Origin of the sequence: Actinoalloteichus hymeniacidonis (genome assembly GCF_014203365.1) — a bacterium.
GTDB lineage: Bacteria > Actinomycetota > Actinomycetes > Mycobacteriales > Pseudonocardiaceae > Actinoalloteichus_A > Actinoalloteichus_A hymeniacidonis.
The window spans coordinates 2,507,972-2,526,200 of sequence record NZ_JACHIS010000001.1 but is presented as its reverse complement, the minus strand read 5'-3'; the positions used below and the strand labels follow the sequence as shown (position 1 = coordinate 2,526,200).

Sequence of the window (18,229 nt, the reverse complement as noted above, 5' to 3'; positions counted from 1 at the left end):
CCTACTCTTCGCCCGTCCAGACGCTCGTGATGCCACTCACAGCGCCCCGTTGCCGGACGACTGGCTTCTCGACGAGGAGAAATGACATGACCACCAGCATCGGCACGCGACGACGGGCGGCGACCGGCCTCGGGCTGGCCCTGACCCTCTCGATGACGGCCTGCGGCGGAAACCTCGGGGGCGGGTCCAGCGACGGCGCGGACTTCCCCGACGGCAACCCCATCAGCATCTACGTCGGCCAGGACCCGGGCGGCAGCACCGACCTCATCGGCCGCGCGTTAGCCGACGGCGCCACCGCCGACCTCGACGTGGCGATCACCGTGGAGAACATCCCGGGAGCCAACGGCACCCTGGCCGCCCGCCAGCTGGAGGGCGACCGAGCCGACGGTCACACGCTGATGATCTTCAACGGCAGCCTCGCCTACATCACCCCGCTCGCAGTGTCGGAGAGCGAGGCGGTCGACATCGAGGACTTCGAGATCGTCAGCGGGCTGTCCCAGGACGACTACGTGCTGGTGACCGCCGCCAACTCCGGCTTCGAGACCATCGACGACCTCGCCGAGGCCGACCGGTCCATCACCTACGGCACCACCGGCGTGGGCACGGGCAGCCAGCTCTCCCAGGCCGCGTTGTTCGCCCAGGCCGACATCGAATCCACCGCCGTGCCCTTCGACGGCGGGTCGCCCACGCTGACCGCCGTCCTCGGCGGCCAGGTCGACGTCGGCTCGATCCAACTCGGCGAGGCCGCCGCGCAGATCGAGGCAGGTGAGCTCACGCCGATCGTCACCTTCGCGAGGGAACGGCCGACCTACCTGTCCGACACCCCCACCGCCGTGGAGGCGGGCTACGACGTCGAGGTTCAGCAGTCGCGGGCGGTCTTCGCGCCGAAGGACACCCCGCAGGAGGTTATCGACGCCCTTCGCGAGTCGTTCCAGACGGTCTTCGACTCCGAGGTCTACCAGAACTTCAACACCGACAACCAACTCACCCCGAACGAGGTCGACGGCGAAGAGCTGCGTGAGCAGTGGTCGACCAACCTCGACACCTACCGCAGCATGGTCGAGGAGTTCGACATCGATATGGGCGGTGCGCAGTGACGTCCGCAGACGACGCGGAACGCGAGTCGGCGGCCACCCCGGCCGCCGGCTCGAAGGATTCGGCCCCCGGCACCGCCGACACCACCGCCGCCGAGCCAAGCCTGGCCGAAGCGCTGGTCGCGGTGGAGGAAGCCGAACACGAGGACCGGCCTGCGCCGACCGGCACCCTCGGCAACGTCGTCACCGCCGCCGCCGTCCTGGTACTCGGTGTGGCCATGCTGCTGGGTTCCTGGTCACTGGGCATCGGCACCGCGAGCGCCCCCGACTCCGGCACCTGGCCGCTGTTGGTCAGCGTCGTCCTGGTCGTGCTCGCCGTCGCACTACTGGCCTCCGCGCGTAAGGCCAGCGGCGGGGAACAGTTCTCGACGCGGGCGCTACTGGTGTTGGCGGGGCTGGGCACGATGGTCGCGTTCGTCGCGGTCATCGAGCTCGTCGGCTTCGAGATCCCGGCCGCCGTGCTCACCTTCGTCTGGCTCCGGTTCCTGGGACGCGAGAGCTGGCGCACGTCGATCATCACCAGCATCGCCGTGACCGCCGCCTTCTACGCCCTGTTCGTGGGCGCCTTCTCCGTCCCCATTCCACACCTGTTCTAGGAGGTTCCGTGGACCTGTCACCGGTCTTGGACGGCTTCGCTGTCGTCTTGGAGCCCATCAACCTCTTGTACTGCCTGATCGGGGTGGTCGTCGGAATGCTGGTCGGGGTCCTGCCCGGCCTCGGCCCGGCGGCGACCATCGCGATCCTGCTGCCGGTCACCTTCGGCATCGAACCCGTCACCTCGATCATCATGCTGGCGGGCATCTTCTACGGCGCCCAGTACGGCGGCACGATCACCTCGGTGCTGCTGCGGCTACCCGGCGAGGCGTCCTCGGTGGTCACCGTCTTCGACGGACACGCACTGGCCCGCCAGGGCAAGGCGGGCACCGCGCTGGGCATCGCGGCCATCGGCTCCTTCATCGGCGGCACCGTCTCGATCCTCGGCCTGACGCTGCTCGCGCCCGTGGTCACCGGCTTCGCCCTGGACTTCGGGCCGCCCGAGTACACCGCGCTCGCACTGCTGGGCATTCTGCTCGTCTCCACGGTCGGCGGCGGCAACCGGATCAAGGCCGTCATCGCCGCCTGTGTCGGCCTGCTGCTGGCCACCGTCGGCCGCGACGGCTTCACCGGCGTCGAGCGCTTCACCTTCGGCAACCTGTCGTTGGCCGACGGCTTGGACTTCGTGCCCATCGCGATGGGCCTGTTCGGACTCGGCGAGATCCTCTACAACCTGGAGGAACGGCACCGGGCCTCGAAACCGCCGTCGAAGATCGCCAACGTCTGGCCGTCGAAGGCCGACCTGCGACAGTCCTCCGGTGCGATCGGACGTGGTTCGGTCCTCGGCTTCATCCTGGGCATCCTGCCAGGCGGTGGCGCCACGCTCTCCTCGCTGGCCGCCTACGCGTTGGAGAAGCGGCGGGCCAAGAAGCCGGAGCGCTTCGGCAAGGGCGCGGTGGAGGGTGTCGCGGCGCCGGAGACCGCCAACAATGCCGCCGCCACCTCGTCGTTCATCCCGTTGCTGTCGCTGGGTATCCCCGCGAACGCCACGATGGCGGTCATCTTCGGCGCGCTGTTGATCCAGGGCGTGAGCCCCGGCCCCCGGCTGGTCACCGAGGAGCCCGAGCTGTTCTGGGGCGTGGTCAACTCGATGTACATCGGCAACATCCTGCTGCTGATCATGAGCATCCCGCTGGTGGGGCTGTTCGTGAAGATCCTGCGGGTGCGGCCGACCATCCTGGCGCCCATCACCGTGCTGATCACCCTGATCGGCGTGTACACGGTGCGCAACGACCCCTTCGACATCATCCTGGTGATCGTCTTCGGCGCGCTGGGCTACCTGATGAAGAAGTGCGGTTTCGACCCCGGACCGCTGGTGCTGGCCTTCGTGCTCGGCTCGTTGCTGGAGGACTCGCTCCGCCGCTCCCTGCTGATCTTCGACGGCGACCCGACCGGGTTCGTCACCCGACCGATCTCCGGGACGCTGCTCCTCGCCTTCGTCGTGGTGGCCCTGATGCCGATTCTCAAGTCGGTCTTGGCTCGCCGTCGGGCCGCCAAGGCGGCGGTCGGGTCCGACGAGCAGGACACCGATCAGGACCGGAAGGACGAGCGGGTGTAGGACCGGGTCGATCCCCGGCTGAACAGACGACTGCGGCGCGGGACCTGGTGAACGACCAGGTCCCGCGCCGCTTTGTTGTGTCACCCACCGCAGGGCGGCGGGTTCATGCTCGTCGTGTCACCCGCCGCAGTCAGGCGGGTACTCGCTCAGGAGTCCGAGGCCACCCGGCTCGGGGCACGTAACGACTCGACACCGGGCTCCTCGACGTCGAGGGCGAGCGCCGGATCCGCCGCGCCGGGCACCCCGGACTCCGGCGTGTCCTTCTTGCTGCTGCGGACGAACAACGAGGTGATGAACGCGGCCACCCCGATGCACCCGGCGACGATGAACGCGGTGCGCAGCCCGGCGGCGTCGGGAGCACCGGTCCCCTGGGAGGTGCTCAGCGAGGCCACCGTGATGAACACCGCGGTACCGAAGGCGCCTGCGACCTGCTGCAGGGTCGCCAGGATCGCGCTGCCGTGCGAGTGCAGGTTGTCGGGCAGCACGCTGAGCGACTCGGTCATCAACGGCGTCATCATCAAGCCGAGACCGGCCATGAACACCACGTGGATGGCCACGACCATGCCGACCGACGACTCCGGCCCCAAGGTCGTGAACAGCCACAGCGACACCGCCATCGCGCCCGCACCCGGGACCACCAGCGGCCGGGCGCCGAGACGGTCGAACAGTCGTCCCACCGGACGCCCCAGCAGACCGAGGACCAGGCCACCGGGCAGTACCGCGAGCCCGCTGACGAAGGTGCTCACGTTCAGCACGGTCTGCAGGTACAGCGGCAGCAGGATCGCCGCCGCGCCCAACATGCACAGGAACAGCAGCGCCGTCAGCACCAGGGCGACGCGGAAGGTGCGGTAGGTGAAGGGCCGCAGGTCGAGCAGGGCGCGTTCTTGGCGTTGCAGCAGGACCTGGCGGCCGATGAAGGCTGCGAGTGCAACGGCACCGACCACGATCGGCGCCCACGGCGGCACCAGGTGCTCGCCCCCCGCGGACTCACCGATGGAGGCCAGCCCGTACAGCAGGCCACCGAAACCGAAGGCGGACAGCAGCACCGAGAGCACGTCCAACGGCACCTTGCGTGTCTCGCTCTCCAACCGCATCCAGACCACGCCGATGACCAGCGCGACAGCCGCTAGCGGAAGAACCAACCAGAAGATCCAGCGCCAACCCAGTGAGGACAGCACCGCCCCACCGATTGTCGGGCCCAATGCCGGGGCGACCGCGATGACGATGGTGATCGTGCCCATCGTCGCGCCACGGTTGGCCACCGGCACCAGTCGCATGACCGAGGTCATCAGCAGGGGCATCATGACTGCGGTACCGCAGGCCTGGATGATGCGGCCGACCAGCAGCATCCCGAAGCCGGGTGCCAACGCGCTGAGCAGGGTGCCGACCCCGAACAGCGTCAACGAGGCAAGGAAGATCTGGCGCGGTGTGAACCGTTCCAACAGGAATGCGGTCGTCGGGATGACCACGGCCATTGTCAGCAGGAATCCACTGGTCAGCCACTGAGCCGTCGTCGTGGTGATATCGAGGTCGACGGTGAGGTCGCGCAGGGCGACGCTCAGGATCGTCTCGTTGAGAATCATGACGAACGCCGAGGCGACCAGTACTGCGATCAGCACGTTGGCTTTCGGCGGTGGAACAACTCGGTCGGATCCCGCGGTCGCAGTGCTCGCAGGGTCGATCATTACTGGAACCTCTCACGAAAGTAGGTCGTGCTCACGCGCCCAGGATGTGGGCGAGACCGGGAGGTCTCGCGTGAGAACGAGAATGGCTGCTCACCGTCGTTGGCGCTGGCCCGGCAGGTTGATCGAGGCCGGCTGAGCCCGGCGGGGCGCTCGGTCCGATGGGCCGGAGCCGACCACCCCGTGCGGCCGATCCACGGCACACCGTCGTTGCATTCGGGGTTGGTGACCGGGGATCGGGTGCTGGCGCGATGGCGTCCTCGATGACGCCGACCACAAGGCAAAAAATTCTCCCCCACCGGCTGCGTCCTAGGACGAACCGCGCGGGGAAGAACGGTCTCTGACTATGCAGGTGTCGATGTGTGTATCCGAGCACCTCCACGACGATGTCAGTAGCCCTTCCAGCGTAACCCCATCCACCGACTGGCAACGGTGATCGGACGGCCCGTATTCCGCTGCGAAGATCTCGACTCGGTAATCTTCTTCGGCAGCCGCCACCGACAGTGAGGCTCGGGGAACCGTCCGCTGTGCGACTGGCCGGGTCGCCGTGGTTCGGGGGCGATGCTCGCGCCGGACGCCGTTGGCGAGAACACCCCGGGTGCCCGCGTGGCCAGGCCCCGCCGAACACGGCGGCCAGCGGCGCCCCATACCAGCGCGCTGGCGGATTCCTCAAGAACCCCACCCGTCCGAGGGATGGAAATACAGCTGCTCAATCACTATTTTGTTCACGCCTGGGCAACCACATCAGTGAAGACGACTAATCGAAAAATATATTTCATTTCTCACCTTCTTGCACGGATACCGCTTCGACGACAATCGATACCTGCTGGACTGCACCAGCATCGAATCGAGCTATGGCGCACTCTTTCACCACAATACGTGAAAACTTCACTTTTTACTGGGCCCAGGCCGTCCCTGGTTCGACGCGACGTTCCCGAAGCGCGGCGTCGACAGTCATGCGACAACGGAAAGGCCCGCAGTGACCGACTCCTCGACCACCATCGCCACCACCGGCCAGGTACCCGGACCGCGAACGGAGCCCGGCAACTTCCCGGTACCGCCCGATGATGTGCTGACAGGCCACGAGATCTGGCAGCACGTTCAGCCCGGCCTCGTCTACCCCTCCCCGTATGCCCTATTCGCTACCTTCTGGCGCGCACCGGAGGGCGCGAAGATCAGCAGGTCGGTACTGGCCGAGGTACTCACCGAGGTTGGCGAAGCCATCCAGAAACATCACGCGGGTGCCAACACCACCGCCGTGCTCGGAGTCGGTTTCGGACTGTGGCAGGAGATCTGCGAGACCGACGGTCTCGAACTGCCACGCGGCATGGCACTCACCTGCCCGGCGAACACGTCGACCGGTCCGCACCCGACGTCCGACGTGTTCGCCCGTTCGCAGGGCACCTTCGCCGATTCGCAGGCCGATCTGTGGTTCCACATCAAATCCGACCGCGAGGACGACTGCCCTGCGGTGTACGAGTCGATATCGCGACTACTCGCCGCTAAGAACTGTATCGACGAATCGCGAACGGTCTTCCAGGCGGCCGCGACGAAATCCGTGCGTGCCGACAAGCTCGGTGGCAAGGTACTCGGCTGCCGATTCTCCGAGAATCTCAACAACCCGACCGACCCCGTGACTATCGAAAGTCACACGATCGTCGGCAACGAGGATCCCTGGTACGCGGGATCGTCTTTCGCACTGTCCCAGCGTTTCGCGTTCAACTGGGAACACATCCTGAACATGGGACCGGATCAGATCGAGGATCTCGTCGGTCGGACCGCCGAGGACATCATCGTGCCCACCCGGGACGACCGCAGCCACATCAAGTGTTCCCGGGTCCAGGATGAGTCGGGCGACACGATGCGGATCCTGCGGCTCGGCCTGCCCTACGGCACCTCTACAGCGACCAAGAACAACGAGCTGCGGCTCAAGGGGGCCAGCCTGCGGGACGAGCACGGCGTGTACTTCGCTGGCTACGCCAAGGCCGTCGGCGTGCTCGAGGAGATCATGACCAGCCAGCTCGGTCAGGAACCCGGTTACGTCGCCGACCGACTACTGAACACGGTGCACGCCGATATCGGCGGGTTCTACTTCATCCCGAGCCAGACCGCCCTGCAACTGGCACCGGCGAAGCTCGGCAAGCTGCACGAAGACGGCTGGGATCGTTTCCCGGGAGTCGACTGGAACCGCCTGGACCGGCACTTCACCGGCCGATCCTCGAACGGGTACCTGTACTACAACCACCGCGATTACCTGTTCACGATGGGCACCATGGCAGGCGCGGACCGGCTTCGCTACCTACCTCCCAGCAAACGAGTGCTGCGCTTGCTGGCCAAGGCGTTCTCCCGTTGGCAGGACAACTGGTACTTCGACCGAGTACAGCCGGAGCCGCCGCACCTGTCGGTCCTCCTCGAACACGAACTCGGGGCGCAGCGGGCCGCCGAGATCATGGCCGGCCGGGTCATGGAACGAATGGGTTGGTCGGTCAAGCTCGGGCTGAGTCGGGTGTTCGCCTCCGAGGAGTACGGCTTCCGGGGTCGCAGGCGCGACGACCAGGGCAATTGGGTCAACGGCTCCGACACCTACCACCTGGACCCCTTCGAACTGATCGTCGGCGGCATGCCGACCCTCGGTCTCGGCCAGGGCAAATACGTCGTCGACTACCGGCGAGCCGACGAACAGCTCGGCGACTATTTCCGGAATCTGAGTGCCGCATCCGGCGTCGGGCATGTCGTGCCGGACTACCAGCGTCTGTTGGACAAGGGCCTGCGCGGACTGCTCGCCGACATCTCCGACAAGGCGTCCGTGGCGAGCGACCAGCCTAAGATCGAGTTCTATCTCGCGATCCGGCTGGCGTTGGAGGGGGTGCGCGACCATTGCCTCGCCTTCGCGGACCTCGCCGAGCAACACGCGGCGGACCTGCCGGACTCGATGGTGGCCGAACAACACAATCTCGCCGAGGTTCAAGCACGGATGCGCAAGCTCGCCCACGAACCGCCGGACACCCTCGTCGAGGCCGCACAACTGATCTTCACCCTGCATTCCTGCCTGCACCTCATCGGCGAACCCACCGCGATCGGCAGGCTCGATCAGCTGCTCCAGCCCTTCTACGACCGCGATATCGCGGCGGAGTTGATCGATGACGACCAGGCTCAAGAGGTCATCGACTGCCTGTGGGTGAAGCTGGGCGGCAACGTCCTATGGAACCGCATGTTCGTCGACGACCATCAGCAGTCCGGGAACATGGCGATGGGTGGGGCGAGCGGGGCCTATCCGCAGGGTGCGGCCAACAATCAATGGGTGCAGCAGATCACCGTCGGCGGCACACTCGCGGATGACGAGCCTGGCGCGGGCAAGCCCGCCTACAACCGCTTGACCATGCTCTGTCTACGCGCCGCCCGCAGGCTCCCGCTCAATGCGCCGTGTCTGTCGCTCCGGGTCCGGCCCGACATGCCCCAGGAATACCTGGACGAAGCAGCCCTGGCGATCATCAGCGGCGGGGCGCATCCGATCCTGATCAACGACGAGAAGGTCATCCCCGGGCTCATCCGTAGTGGTGAGGAGATCGGCGACGGTCCCGCAGATCCCACCGAGTTCACTCCGGTGCGGGAGAAGGCAGGCGAGTTGTGGCGCAGCGACGTTCCATTGAGCGTTGCGCGTGACTATGCCTGCGACGGCTGTTACGAGCCGCAGTTCATCGGAAAGAACTGGTTCACCCTCGGCGGTATCAACACGCTTCAGGTTCTGGAAGCCAGCCTCAACCAGGGCAAGTCGTGGCTGACGGCGGGGCCGATGTACTTCCGAGGCCAGCGTGTGTCGTTCAGCTCGCCGAAGCCGAGCGAGATCACGACCTTCGACGAAGTGCTGGAGTTGTTCTTCACGCATCTGTTCTGGATGTACGCCAAGCAGGCCGATGGAACCCTGGGACTGTACGGGCAGACCAGCGATGTGTGTCCGTCTCCGCTGCTGTCGGTCTTCGTGGACGACTGCGTCGAGAAGGGGATGGACTACTACGCGGGCGGCCCCCGCTACAACGTGTTCGCGCCCTGTTTCACGGCGCTGCCGAACGCCATCAATTCGCTGTACGCCGTGCGCCAGCTGGTATTCGAGCCGACCACGGCGGTCACCTCGCTTCCCGAGCTGGTCGAGGCGTTGATGTGCGACTGGGGCGAGTCCATGGTCGAGCCGTTCATCAGCGTTCTGGCCGGTGAAGGGCGGATCGCCGCACGCGCCGAGCGATTCCGCGACATTCGCGAGGTAGCGCTGGCTCTCCCGAAGTACGGCCGAGGCAACGCCGAGATCGACGCCTTCGGCAACGAATTCCTGCAACGGGTCTCCGAAACGGTGCTGTCGGTGTTCACCGACCCTGCCGCGCCGAGCGCACGGACCATGGTCGAACTCGCCCGCCGATTCGGCAGCGCGGAGCATCCGTTCGGTGTGCAGATGCAGCCGGGAGTCGGCACCTTCGAGAATTACCTGGAGTTCGGTGCGATGGCAGGCGCGTCGGCGGAGGGAAGGCGATCCGGCGAGCCACTGGCGACGGATCTGAGTGCGGCGCCCAGCCCTGGTGATCGGGCAGTCGATCACCAAGAGGCTGGTCTCCTGACCGTGTTGAAGAGCCTGTCCGGTCCGGGTACGGATGCGTTGTGGGACACCGCACCCACAGACATGAACATTCGGGAGGACTTCGATCTCGATGAGCTCAAAGAGGTTCTCCGAGCGTTCGTCGACGGTGCCGGTTCCAACCTTCTCACGGTGACCTGCGCGAATCCGGAGACCTTCGACGCGGCCTGCCTCGATCCGGAGAAGTACGACCTGCTCCGGGTTCGGATGGGTGGCTGGTCGGAGTTCTTCATCTCGATGTTCCCCGGCCATCAGCGCACCCACCAGCGCAGGCCGTTCAGCATCACGGCGCAGTAGCCGGTCGGCGGTACGCTCGACGATGTCGGGCGTACCGCTCGGCGACGGTGTGTTTCGGTGTCGAGTCCCACGGTGGACGAGTCGGACACATCAACAACAACGACCAACAAACGCCGCTACACCAACAAATTGCACTGCCAACAAACACCATCCCACGCCCGGCGTTATTCCACGCACGCCCCAATACCTCGACTTGGATTTCTTCCTGCCGCGCCCACCGCCTAGACCGTCGGTCGGGTAAAGTGACATCCAGCTTCCGGAAGAGACAGATGGCTATTAGCTCGACTCTGGTTCAGCAGTCCGATAACGAGTCCAGTCAGGTCATCGTGGAGGAGCACTGCATGCGTGACGCCGTTGAACTGGTGGAGGCGTGGGCCGCCCGGCAGCTGACCGAGCCGAGTGCTGCCGCGATACGGGTAGGCGAGCTTGTGGCAGCAACGTTGGGCGAGGACTCCGCCATTCGGCAGCTACTTATCGAAGCTACTGACGGCCGGGTTTCACCGAGGACACGGCTGCGCGCCGAACTCGCGGTCGAGGAAGCGCTCGACCGTCTGCCGGGGTTCGACGTTCGGCTCAATACGGCACTTCGGGCAGCAGCCGACAGCGCGCGCACTCCAAGGGTCGCCGAGCAGGTTGGTCTGGGCATGACTTCGGGCGACGGCAGCACCGCCCCTATCGACCAAGCACAGGTCGTACACCGATTGTATTTCGGTCGCGACGATGCCGAACACGACATGGCTGACGGATTGCTGCGAGAGGGTTTCATCCCGACCACCGCCTATTCGGAAGTCGTCACCGGACGCAAAAATTTGATCATCGGCCGCAAGGGTTCGGGTAAAAGTGCGATCTGCATGCACCTGGCACTCAGCAACCTCGGCCCCAACAAATCTTGCCTTATCACGCCAGATGATGCCGTCGGCGAGGAACTCCGCCGATTCGAGCTGGACGGGTTGACTGCGCCATCGGCCAAGGCATTGCTGTGGCGGTATGTCTTCGCCATCCACGCCGCAAGACACGTGGTGCAACACGCTGGCGACAAGGTCCATCGGCGACGGCGCCTCGCCTCGGTAAGCGCGCTAGAAAGATTCTTGCGGGATAACGGAGAAATCACCGAGCAGAGTCTCTATCATCGAATCGCTCGCGCGAGCCGCGGTTTACTCTCATCGTTCTCATTGGAGGCATTCGGCGTAAAGGTGGCAGCCAGCGCCAATAACACTCCGGCAGGTGTTCGGGCTTCCCGTCAGCTCGACGTGGTGGAATCGGGAGTACGGCGGGCATTCGAGGAGCTGGGATGCGCCGACGAGCACGGCACCCTACTGGTGATGGTGGATCAGTTAGAACAAATCTGGTCGGGAGAGGCAGACAGCGAATCGCTCATCATCGGCCTACTCCTGGCGGGCAAGCACGCGGCGCTGGTTTACGGGGGCCCGGTTCGCTGCGTTCTCTTCTTGCGCTCAGACATCTACGATGTTCTAGAATTCAGCGACGCGGACAAATTTCACAGCGACGAGATCCGACTAGACTGGACCGTTCGCATGCTGCATCAACTCGCTCTCACTCGGGCTAGTATCGCGCTGGGACAGCGATTGCAGCCCGCAGACCTGTGGGGCGGGATTTTTCCCGCCATGATTGCAGGGGAACGCACCGCAGACTACTTGTTCACACGTATGCTACCGCGCCCGCGTGACGCCATCCAGTTCCTCAACCAGTGCCGAGACACCGCACTGGCCAACGGGCACCGTCACATCTCGGCAGCCGACGTGGTAGATGCCACGCTCGTGTTCTCCCGATGGAAGTTACTCGATCTCGCGAAGGAGTACGGTACTCGCTTTCCGTTCCTCAGCTCGTTGCTGACCGTTTTTCGGGACACAGGATACGAACTGACCCGTACGTCCATCGCCGCACTCTACCAGCCTTTTCAGCGTTACTTTCGAAGCAGATACGACATGTACGCTGAATTTTTTGATCCGGACGCGATTATCGAATTACTTTACGCGGTTGGCTTCCTCGGCGTGCATCGGGGGCAGAATTATGTATATGCAGGAACGATCGAGACTTCGATTCGCCCGTTCGAGTCTAGTTTCTGTGTTCATCCGTGCTTCCGTCCCGCACTCGGCGCAACTCAGCCCCATGTGTCGACCATAGTCAACGACGCTACTGGCAATATCGTCGGGAACGTCGTCCAGGCGGCAACTATCTCTGGCGGCATGAGTTTCGCCAGTTCGGCTGGCGCCGATGTGGTCCTCAAACCAAAGCCCAAGCGCCGCCCCGCCGAGTTGACACACGACGATCCGGACGAGACTGTGGTCGACCAACCGTAGGCAGGCCCGCCGATGGTGCCGTGGATTCGGGCGCACGAAGCTACAGCGCTCTGACCCAAACCAGACTCACCCATATCCTCGGTCCTCGACCGCCAACGGCCATAACCCGGCGATGATCTTCAGATGGACAGCCGGCCCGACGAGGGGACGACGGCGCCGGCGCTTCTACAGATCTCGAGGCACCGCCCGAGCCATCGTCCCCGCCGCTACACAGCTCAGCGGCACCGAAGCGTGATCACCAGCTCACCGGCAGCTCATGAACCCCGTAGACGAATCCGTCGTGCTTGAACGGCACCTTCTCGAAATCGGTCGCCAACCGCAGTTCGGGGACCCGCCGGTAAAGGGTGCGATAGACGATGTCCAGTTCCAGCCGGGCCAGGGGCTGGCCGAGGCACTGGTGCACGCCGAACCCGAAGGCGACGTGGTGCCTTGCCTCGCGGGTGACGTCGATGTGGTCGGGCTCGGCGAACGCCTCGGGATCGCGGTTGGCGATCTCGTTGGGCATGATCAGGCCCTCACCTGCGCGGACCGGCTGGCCTGCGACCTCGATGTCCTCCAAAGCGACGCGACGACGCCCGCCGTGGGTGATGTTGAGGTAACGCAGCAGTTCCTCGACTGCGTGGGTGACGATCTTGGGGTCGTCCGAGTCTCGCACCAATGCCAGCTGTTCGGGGTTCTCCAGCAGCGCGAGGGTGCCGAGGGCGATCATGTTGGCGGTGGTCTCGTGCCCGGCGATCAGCAGCAGCACCGCCATCGAGGCCGCTTCCTGGCGTTCCAGCTCGCCTGCCTGGATCCGGCCCGCGAGGTTGGACAGCAGGTCGTCGCCGGGTTCGACGAGTTTCTTGCTGATCAGTCCGTCGAGGTAGACGCCGAGTCGTCCGATCGCCGCCGCGCGTTCCTCCGGCGTGGAGTTGCGGTTGATCAGGGTCTTGCTGTTCTGCTGGAAGAAGTCGTGGTCGGAGTAGGGCACGTCGAGCAGGTCGCAGATGACCAGGGAAGGCACCGGTAGCGCGAAGGCCTCCACCAGGTCGGTCGGGTTCGGCCCGGCGAGCATCTCGTCGATCGCGTCGTCGACGATCTTCTGTACGGCGGGGCGCATCGCGGCGACCTTCTTCACCGTGAAGGCGGCGCCCACCATGCGGCGCAGTCGCGCGTGTTCCGGGTCGTCCATGCTGATGAAGCTGAGGGTGCCGTTGCCCTCGGTTTGGCGGGGGTAGCCGGGTCGCGACATCACCGCGCTGACGTTCGGGTTGGACAGCACCGCGCGCTGATCGGCGTAGCGGGTGACCAGCCAGGGAGTGCTGCCGTCCCACAACCGGACCCGGACCAGCGGGCCCTGCTCTTGGAGGGCTTTCAGCTCGGGCGGCGGGTCGAAGGGACACCCCTGCGCTCGGGGCATCGGGTATTCGGGAACCTCGGCCGTGTCGGGGGCTGCCGGGTCCATGGTGCTGGTCATGATCTTCCTTCCGATGAATGCGATGGCGTTGCGGTGCCGCGACCGCATTCGGCCTAGGACGAGGAGTCGGCCGTCGCCAAGGGGGCCGGGGCGGCCGGGGCGGTGCCTGCGGCGCGTGGTTCGCCGAGGAGTCGGCGGCGGAGTTCGCGCGCCTGTTTGGGCATGTTCCAGCCGAGGACGCCGACGGGGTCGCCTGCTCGCCGGTACACGGCGGCGAAACGGCCCTCCGTCGGGTCGCCGTCGACCACGGACACCTCGGTTCCGGTGCCGGGCAGGCCGTGAATCTGCAGTTTGGCGTCGAACTGGTCGGTCCAGAAGTACGGGACCGGGGTGTAACGGCGAGGGTTGCCCAGGATGTTGTCGGCGACCACCATCGCCTGTTCGGTGGCGTTGGTGCGATTCTCCAGCCGCAGTGCGGTGTCGAGGTCGTCGTGGTGCCAGCGGGCGACGTCCCCGGCGGCGTACACGCCTGCGGCAGCCCGGCAGTGCGCGTCGCACACGACGCCGTTGTCGACCGGGATCCCACTGCCGTCGAGCCATTCGGTGTTCGGGATGGCGCCGAGTGCGACCACGACGACATCGGCCGGGATGGTCTCGCCGGTGGCCAGTCGGACACCGGTCACCCGGTTCTCCGTGCTGGCGAAGCCGGTCACGGCGGCGCCGGGCCGCAGTGTGACGCCCCGTTCGCGGTGCAGGTCGCCGAGCAGTCCGGCGACGAGCCCGCCGAGTTGCGCGGCCAGCGGAGCCGGTTGGGGTCCGACCATGGTGACGTCGACGCCCTGGGTGCGGGCGGTCGCGGCGACCTCGGCGCCGAGGACACCGTCACCGACCACGACCAGCCGGCTGCAGTTCTGCAGGCCTGTGCGGAGCTTGGTGGCGTCGTCGATCGTGCGCAGTAGGTGGACGCCGTCGAGGTCGGGTTGGTTCGGGAGCGGTCGTGGGCGGACCCCGGTGGCCAGTACGACCGCGTCGGCGGTCAACGACAGGCCCGCCGAGGTCGACACGGTGCGGGTCGGTACGTCCAGCCGTATCGCCGGGTCGCCGAGGACCAGCCGGGCCGCCAGCCGTTCCTCCAGGACCTCGGGGGGTCGTAATCTGGCCCGCTCGGGTTCCCAGGTTCCTGCCAACACCTGTTTGGACAGTGGCGGGCGGTCGTAGGGCAGCTGCGGTTCGGCGCCGACCATGGTCAGCGAACCGGTGTAGCCCTTGCGGCGTAAGGCCTCGGCGGTGGCCAGTCCCGCTGCGGACGCTCCGACTATCAGCACGTCGGAAGGACTGCTGGTCACTTTCCGCTCAGCGTGATCGCGGCTGCCGGGCACACATCGGCGGCCTCCTGCACTGCCAGATGCAGCTCGGCGGGCGGTTCGGCATCGAGCAGGACGACGACGCCATCCTCGTCGCGCTGGTCGAAGACGTCGGGCGCCGCCAGCACGCAGGATCCTGCGCCGCAGCACTTGTCCTCGTCCACAGTGACCTTCATCTGTCGCTTTCCTCCAATTCGGACGCCGATGGTGGCGCCCGCTCTCGGGTTCTCTGGGTGGGTTCGGGTCAGTCGGTGGGTGTGGTGACCGGTGCCAGCCACATCCCGACTATCGCGTCGATCAGTCCGGTGGCGGTGTCTTCCCAGCTGGCCCTGGGTGTGGTGGTGTTCTCGGCGAGCGCGCGTTCTCGCTCGGCGAAGGTGTAGGACATGAGGTTGCGGGCCATGGCGCTGCGCTCCAGATGGACGGAGAGCGGCAGCGATGGCAGGCAGCGGTTCAGTCCGTCGAGCACCTGTTGGATCGGTTGGGTCGCCAACGAGTCCTCGATGACGATCCGACGCAGTCCGGGGTCGGTCATCACCTGTGCCCCGAACCTGGCGTACCAGGTGGGGCTGCCCAACGAGTCCAAGTGCTCGGTCGAGGGGCGAACCAGGCAGGCGACCCAGTCGCGGACGTCGGTGCTGTCGCCGATCTCGGCCAACATCCGTACCCGGACCCGTTCGACGATGTCGGCGTGTCTGCGGGTGATAGTCCGCACCAGCTCGGCCTTGCTGCCGAAGTGGTAACCGACGGCGAAGTTGTTGCCCTGTCCGGCCGCCTCGCCGATCTGCCGGTTGGACACCGCGAACACCCCGTGTTCGGCGAAGAGCCGTTCTGCCGCCGCCAGGATCAGTTCGCGGGTGTCACCGGCTCTGTCAGCTCTGGTCGGTGCGGGCCGTTCGGTTGCGTCGGGCACGTTCACCACCGGACGGGCAGCTCGTCCAGACCGCCGACGATCAGGCCGTCGACGCGCTTCAGCTCCTCGACGGGCACCGCGAGTTCCAGGTTCGGCAGTCGTCGGAGCAGTACGTCGAGTACGGCCTGCAGTTCGGTGCGCGCCAGCGATTGGCCGAGGCAGGAGTGGGAGCCAGCGCCGAAGGCGAGGTGGGCGTTCGGGGTGCGGGTCAGGTCCATCTCGCCCGCGCTGTCGAAGGTGTTCTCGTCGCGGTTGGCGGCGCCCATGCTGCACACCACGGTGGTGTGCTGCGGAACGGCGACCCCGCCGATCTCGGTGTCCTCGCTGATGAAGCGCGGGATGCCGAAGCCGGGGTTGGCGTCTAGACGCAGGGTCTCCTCGACCGCGGTCCGCACCAGCGAGCGGTCGGCCAGCAGCTGTTCCCAGCGGGAGCGGTCCGCCAGCAGCATCGCGACCATCTTGCCGATCATGTTGGAGGTGGTCTCGTGTCCGGCGACCAGTAGGCCCTGTGCCGTGCTCAACAGCGCGAGGTCGGGCATGATCTGCCCCTCGGCGTCCGCGTCGGCGATCAGCTGGCTGATCAGGTCGTCGCCGGGGTTCTCGCGGGTGGCGGCGATGTGGTTCGACATGTATGCGGCGAACTCGGCCTGCGCGGCGTCGATCTCCGCCTGGGTGAAGCGGGTGAGGCTGAGCAGGGTGTTCGACCAGTACGCGAACTTCTCGCGGTCGTGCTCCGACACGCCGAGCATGTCGCAGATGACCCACACCGGCAGGGGAAAGCCCAGCGCGCTCTTGAGGTCGGCGGTGGGTCCGGCGGCCACCATGTCGTCGATCAGTCGATCGGCCATCGCCTCGATGGCGGGGCGCAGGGCGGTCATCCGCTTGGCGGTAAACCACTTACCGACCATGCGCCGCCACTGCTGGTGGGTCTCCTCGGGCAGTGCCGCAGCCATTTCCCCGTTGAACACGCCGCCGGATTCGTTGGTCGAGACCCGTGCGGCCTCGGGGGCGTCGAGTCGCCTACGGAACCTCGGGTCGGCCAGTACCTGTTTGACGTCGTCGTAACGGGTCAGCAGGGAGGCTTCGTCCCCGCTGGGCAGACGCACGCGGGCAACCGGACAGCTCTGCCGCAGCCGGTCCCACTCGGCTGGCGGTTCCAATGCCGAGGAAGCTGGGATCGGGTAGTCGAGAACAGGGGCCTCTTCGCGTCCTGCTGCGACCGCATCCACGTTGATCTCCATGGACGCCAGCTAAACAATTCGACGAGTTTGAGTCAAGCGACTGACTTACTTCACCTGGCGCGGAGATCTACGCGCAGTGACTGGGATCACAATTACGTGGCGGCAGCTCGCCTGAAAAGCCGATCGACACCGGTTCGATGCGGCGTTCGCCTAGCCGGCGACTGGTCGCGGCCATCACCGGACCGTCCCGCGATCCGGACGCCGCCGCCCAACCCGTTCCCGCAGGTAGAGCTCGAATCGGACATCGATCTCGCCTCGAGTTCGACACCGCCAGAGCGCCGGGCCTTGATCGGACAGCGCCACCTCGGCCGTCAGCACCAGGCGCAGATGCACTTTCGGGGGTAATCGCTACGCCGATCGGCAGCGCCGGGGCGACAACGCGCGCCACTCGTGCGACTAACCGCCCTGGAACATGGGGCGGGATTCAGGAACCGAGCGAGGTCGGCGCCGTCCACAACCCGGTGATGGCATCCACCAACCCGGTCGCGGCGGTATCCCAGGTCGCCCTCGGCGTGCCCTCTCGCTCGGCGATCGCCCGTTCGCGCTCGGCCAGGACGTGCACTATCAGGTGCCGCACCATGTCCGAGCGCTCGGCGCTGACCTCGGCGGGCACCTGCGGCAGACAGCGGTCGATCTCGACGACGACGCGGCGCAGTGATTCCGTCGCGAGCGCCTCCTCGGCCATGATCCGACCGAAGGTGGGGTCGGTCATCACCTGTGCGCTGAAGCGCGCGAACCAGGTCGGACCGCCGAGTGATTTCAGGTGCATGGCGTACGGTCGCACCAGGCAGTCGATCCAGTCCCGCACATTCGACGAACCGTCGACCGCTTCGGCCAGTTCGAGCCGGAGGGTCTCGATGTGTCCCGTGTGCCGCCTGACGATCGCCCGCACCAGATCGATCTTGGTCCCGAAGTGGTACCCCACGGCAGCGTTGTTGCCCTGGCCCGCAGCGGCGCTCACCTGCCGGTTGGACACCACGTACAGGCCCTGCTCGGCGAAGAGACGCTCGGCGGTCGTGAGGATCTGCTCGCGAGTGGCACCCACCTGCTCGGCTCTGGGGGTTCTACGGACATCGGTCGGCACGCGCAACACCGTACTCGCCTGTCCAGCTGGTTTTCGGTTACCAGATCTCGACCTGGTTGCA

General features: G+C 66.0%; 12 protein-coding genes. 5 read left to right on the top strand and 7 right to left on the bottom strand.

Annotation, left to right across the window (positions count from 1 at the left end; translation table 11 throughout):
• Positions 1 to 86 precede the first annotated feature (86 nt).
• The 3 genes from BKA25_RS11000 to BKA25_RS10990 are packed head-to-tail and all read left to right on the top strand — an operon-like array spanning position 87 to position 3,246.
• Positions 87 to 1,097 (top strand): Bug family tripartite tricarboxylate transporter substrate binding protein, encoded by a 1,011-nt coding sequence (locus BKA25_RS11000; protein WP_069850090.1) that lies wholly within the window; start codon positions 87 to 89, stop codon positions 1,095 to 1,097.
• On the top strand, positions 1,094 to 1,690 hold the full coding sequence (locus BKA25_RS10995; protein WP_069850092.1) for a tripartite tricarboxylate transporter TctB family protein: 597 nt from the start codon (positions 1,094 to 1,096) through the stop codon (positions 1,688 to 1,690). The genes BKA25_RS11000 and BKA25_RS10995 overlap by 4 nt, the downstream gene beginning before the upstream one ends.
• A gap of 8 nt (positions 1,691 to 1,698) precedes the next feature.
• Positions 1,699 to 3,246 (top strand): tripartite tricarboxylate transporter permease, encoded by a 1,548-nt coding sequence (locus tag BKA25_RS10990; RefSeq protein WP_069850094.1) that lies wholly within the window; start codon positions 1,699 to 1,701, stop codon positions 3,244 to 3,246.
• Positions 3,247 to 3,392: 146 nt separating this feature from the next.
• On the opposite strand, the gene BKA25_RS10985 is transcribed toward BKA25_RS10990, so the two are convergent.
• Positions 3,393 to 4,931, bottom strand: a complete 1,539-nt coding sequence (locus tag BKA25_RS10985; protein ID WP_084643097.1) for a DHA2 family efflux MFS transporter permease subunit — start codon at positions 4,929 to 4,931, stop codon at positions 3,393 to 3,395.
• A gap of 976 nt (positions 4,932 to 5,907) precedes the next feature.
• Between BKA25_RS10985 and BKA25_RS10980 the strand changes: the two genes are divergently transcribed.
• Both BKA25_RS10980 and BKA25_RS10975 read left to right on the top strand, forming a co-directional pair.
• Entirely contained in the window at positions 5,908 to 9,849 is a 3,942-nt protein-coding gene (locus BKA25_RS10980; protein WP_236750289.1) for a Dyp-type peroxidase, read from the top strand.
• A gap of 341 nt (positions 9,850 to 10,190) precedes the next feature.
• Positions 10,191 to 12,170: a P-loop ATPase, Sll1717 family gene (locus tag BKA25_RS10975; protein ID WP_157421122.1), complete on the top strand. Its 1,980-nt coding sequence runs from the start codon at positions 10,191 to 10,193 to the stop codon at positions 12,168 to 12,170.
• A gap of 235 nt (positions 12,171 to 12,405) precedes the next feature.
• Here the strand turns inward: BKA25_RS10975 and BKA25_RS10970 are convergent, their stop codons facing one another.
• The 6 genes from BKA25_RS10970 to BKA25_RS10945 form a co-directional block, all read right to left on the bottom strand.
• Positions 12,406 to 13,626, bottom strand: coding sequence for a cytochrome P450 (locus BKA25_RS10970; RefSeq protein WP_069853776.1), 1,221 nt, complete (start codon positions 13,624 to 13,626; stop codon positions 12,406 to 12,408).
• Positions 13,627 to 13,679: 53 nt separating this feature from the next.
• Positions 13,680 to 14,912, bottom strand: a complete 1,233-nt coding sequence (locus tag BKA25_RS10965) for an NAD(P)/FAD-dependent oxidoreductase (RefSeq protein WP_069850098.1) — start codon at positions 14,910 to 14,912, stop codon at positions 13,680 to 13,682.
• Positions 14,909 to 15,106 carry a ferredoxin gene (locus BKA25_RS10960; protein WP_069850100.1) on the bottom strand — a complete coding sequence of 66 codons (198 nt, stop codon included), beginning with the start codon at positions 15,104 to 15,106 and terminating at the stop codon, positions 14,909 to 14,911. The genes BKA25_RS10965 and BKA25_RS10960 overlap by 4 nt, the downstream gene beginning before the upstream one ends.
• 68 nt (positions 15,107 to 15,174) lie before the next feature.
• Positions 15,175 to 15,843, bottom strand: coding sequence for a TetR/AcrR family transcriptional regulator (locus BKA25_RS10955; RefSeq protein ID WP_069853777.1), 669 nt, complete (start codon positions 15,841 to 15,843; stop codon positions 15,175 to 15,177).
• Between the two features lie 2 nt (positions 15,844 to 15,845).
• Positions 15,846 to 17,084 carry a cytochrome P450 gene (locus BKA25_RS10950; RefSeq protein WP_069850102.1) on the bottom strand — a complete coding sequence of 413 codons (1,239 nt, stop codon included), beginning with the start codon at positions 17,082 to 17,084 and terminating at the stop codon, positions 15,846 to 15,848.
• Between the two features lie 424 nt (positions 17,085 to 17,508).
• Positions 17,509 to 18,174, bottom strand: a complete 666-nt coding sequence (locus BKA25_RS10945; protein ID WP_084643698.1) for a TetR/AcrR family transcriptional regulator — start codon at positions 18,172 to 18,174, stop codon at positions 17,509 to 17,511.
• Positions 18,175 to 18,229 lie beyond the last annotated feature (55 nt).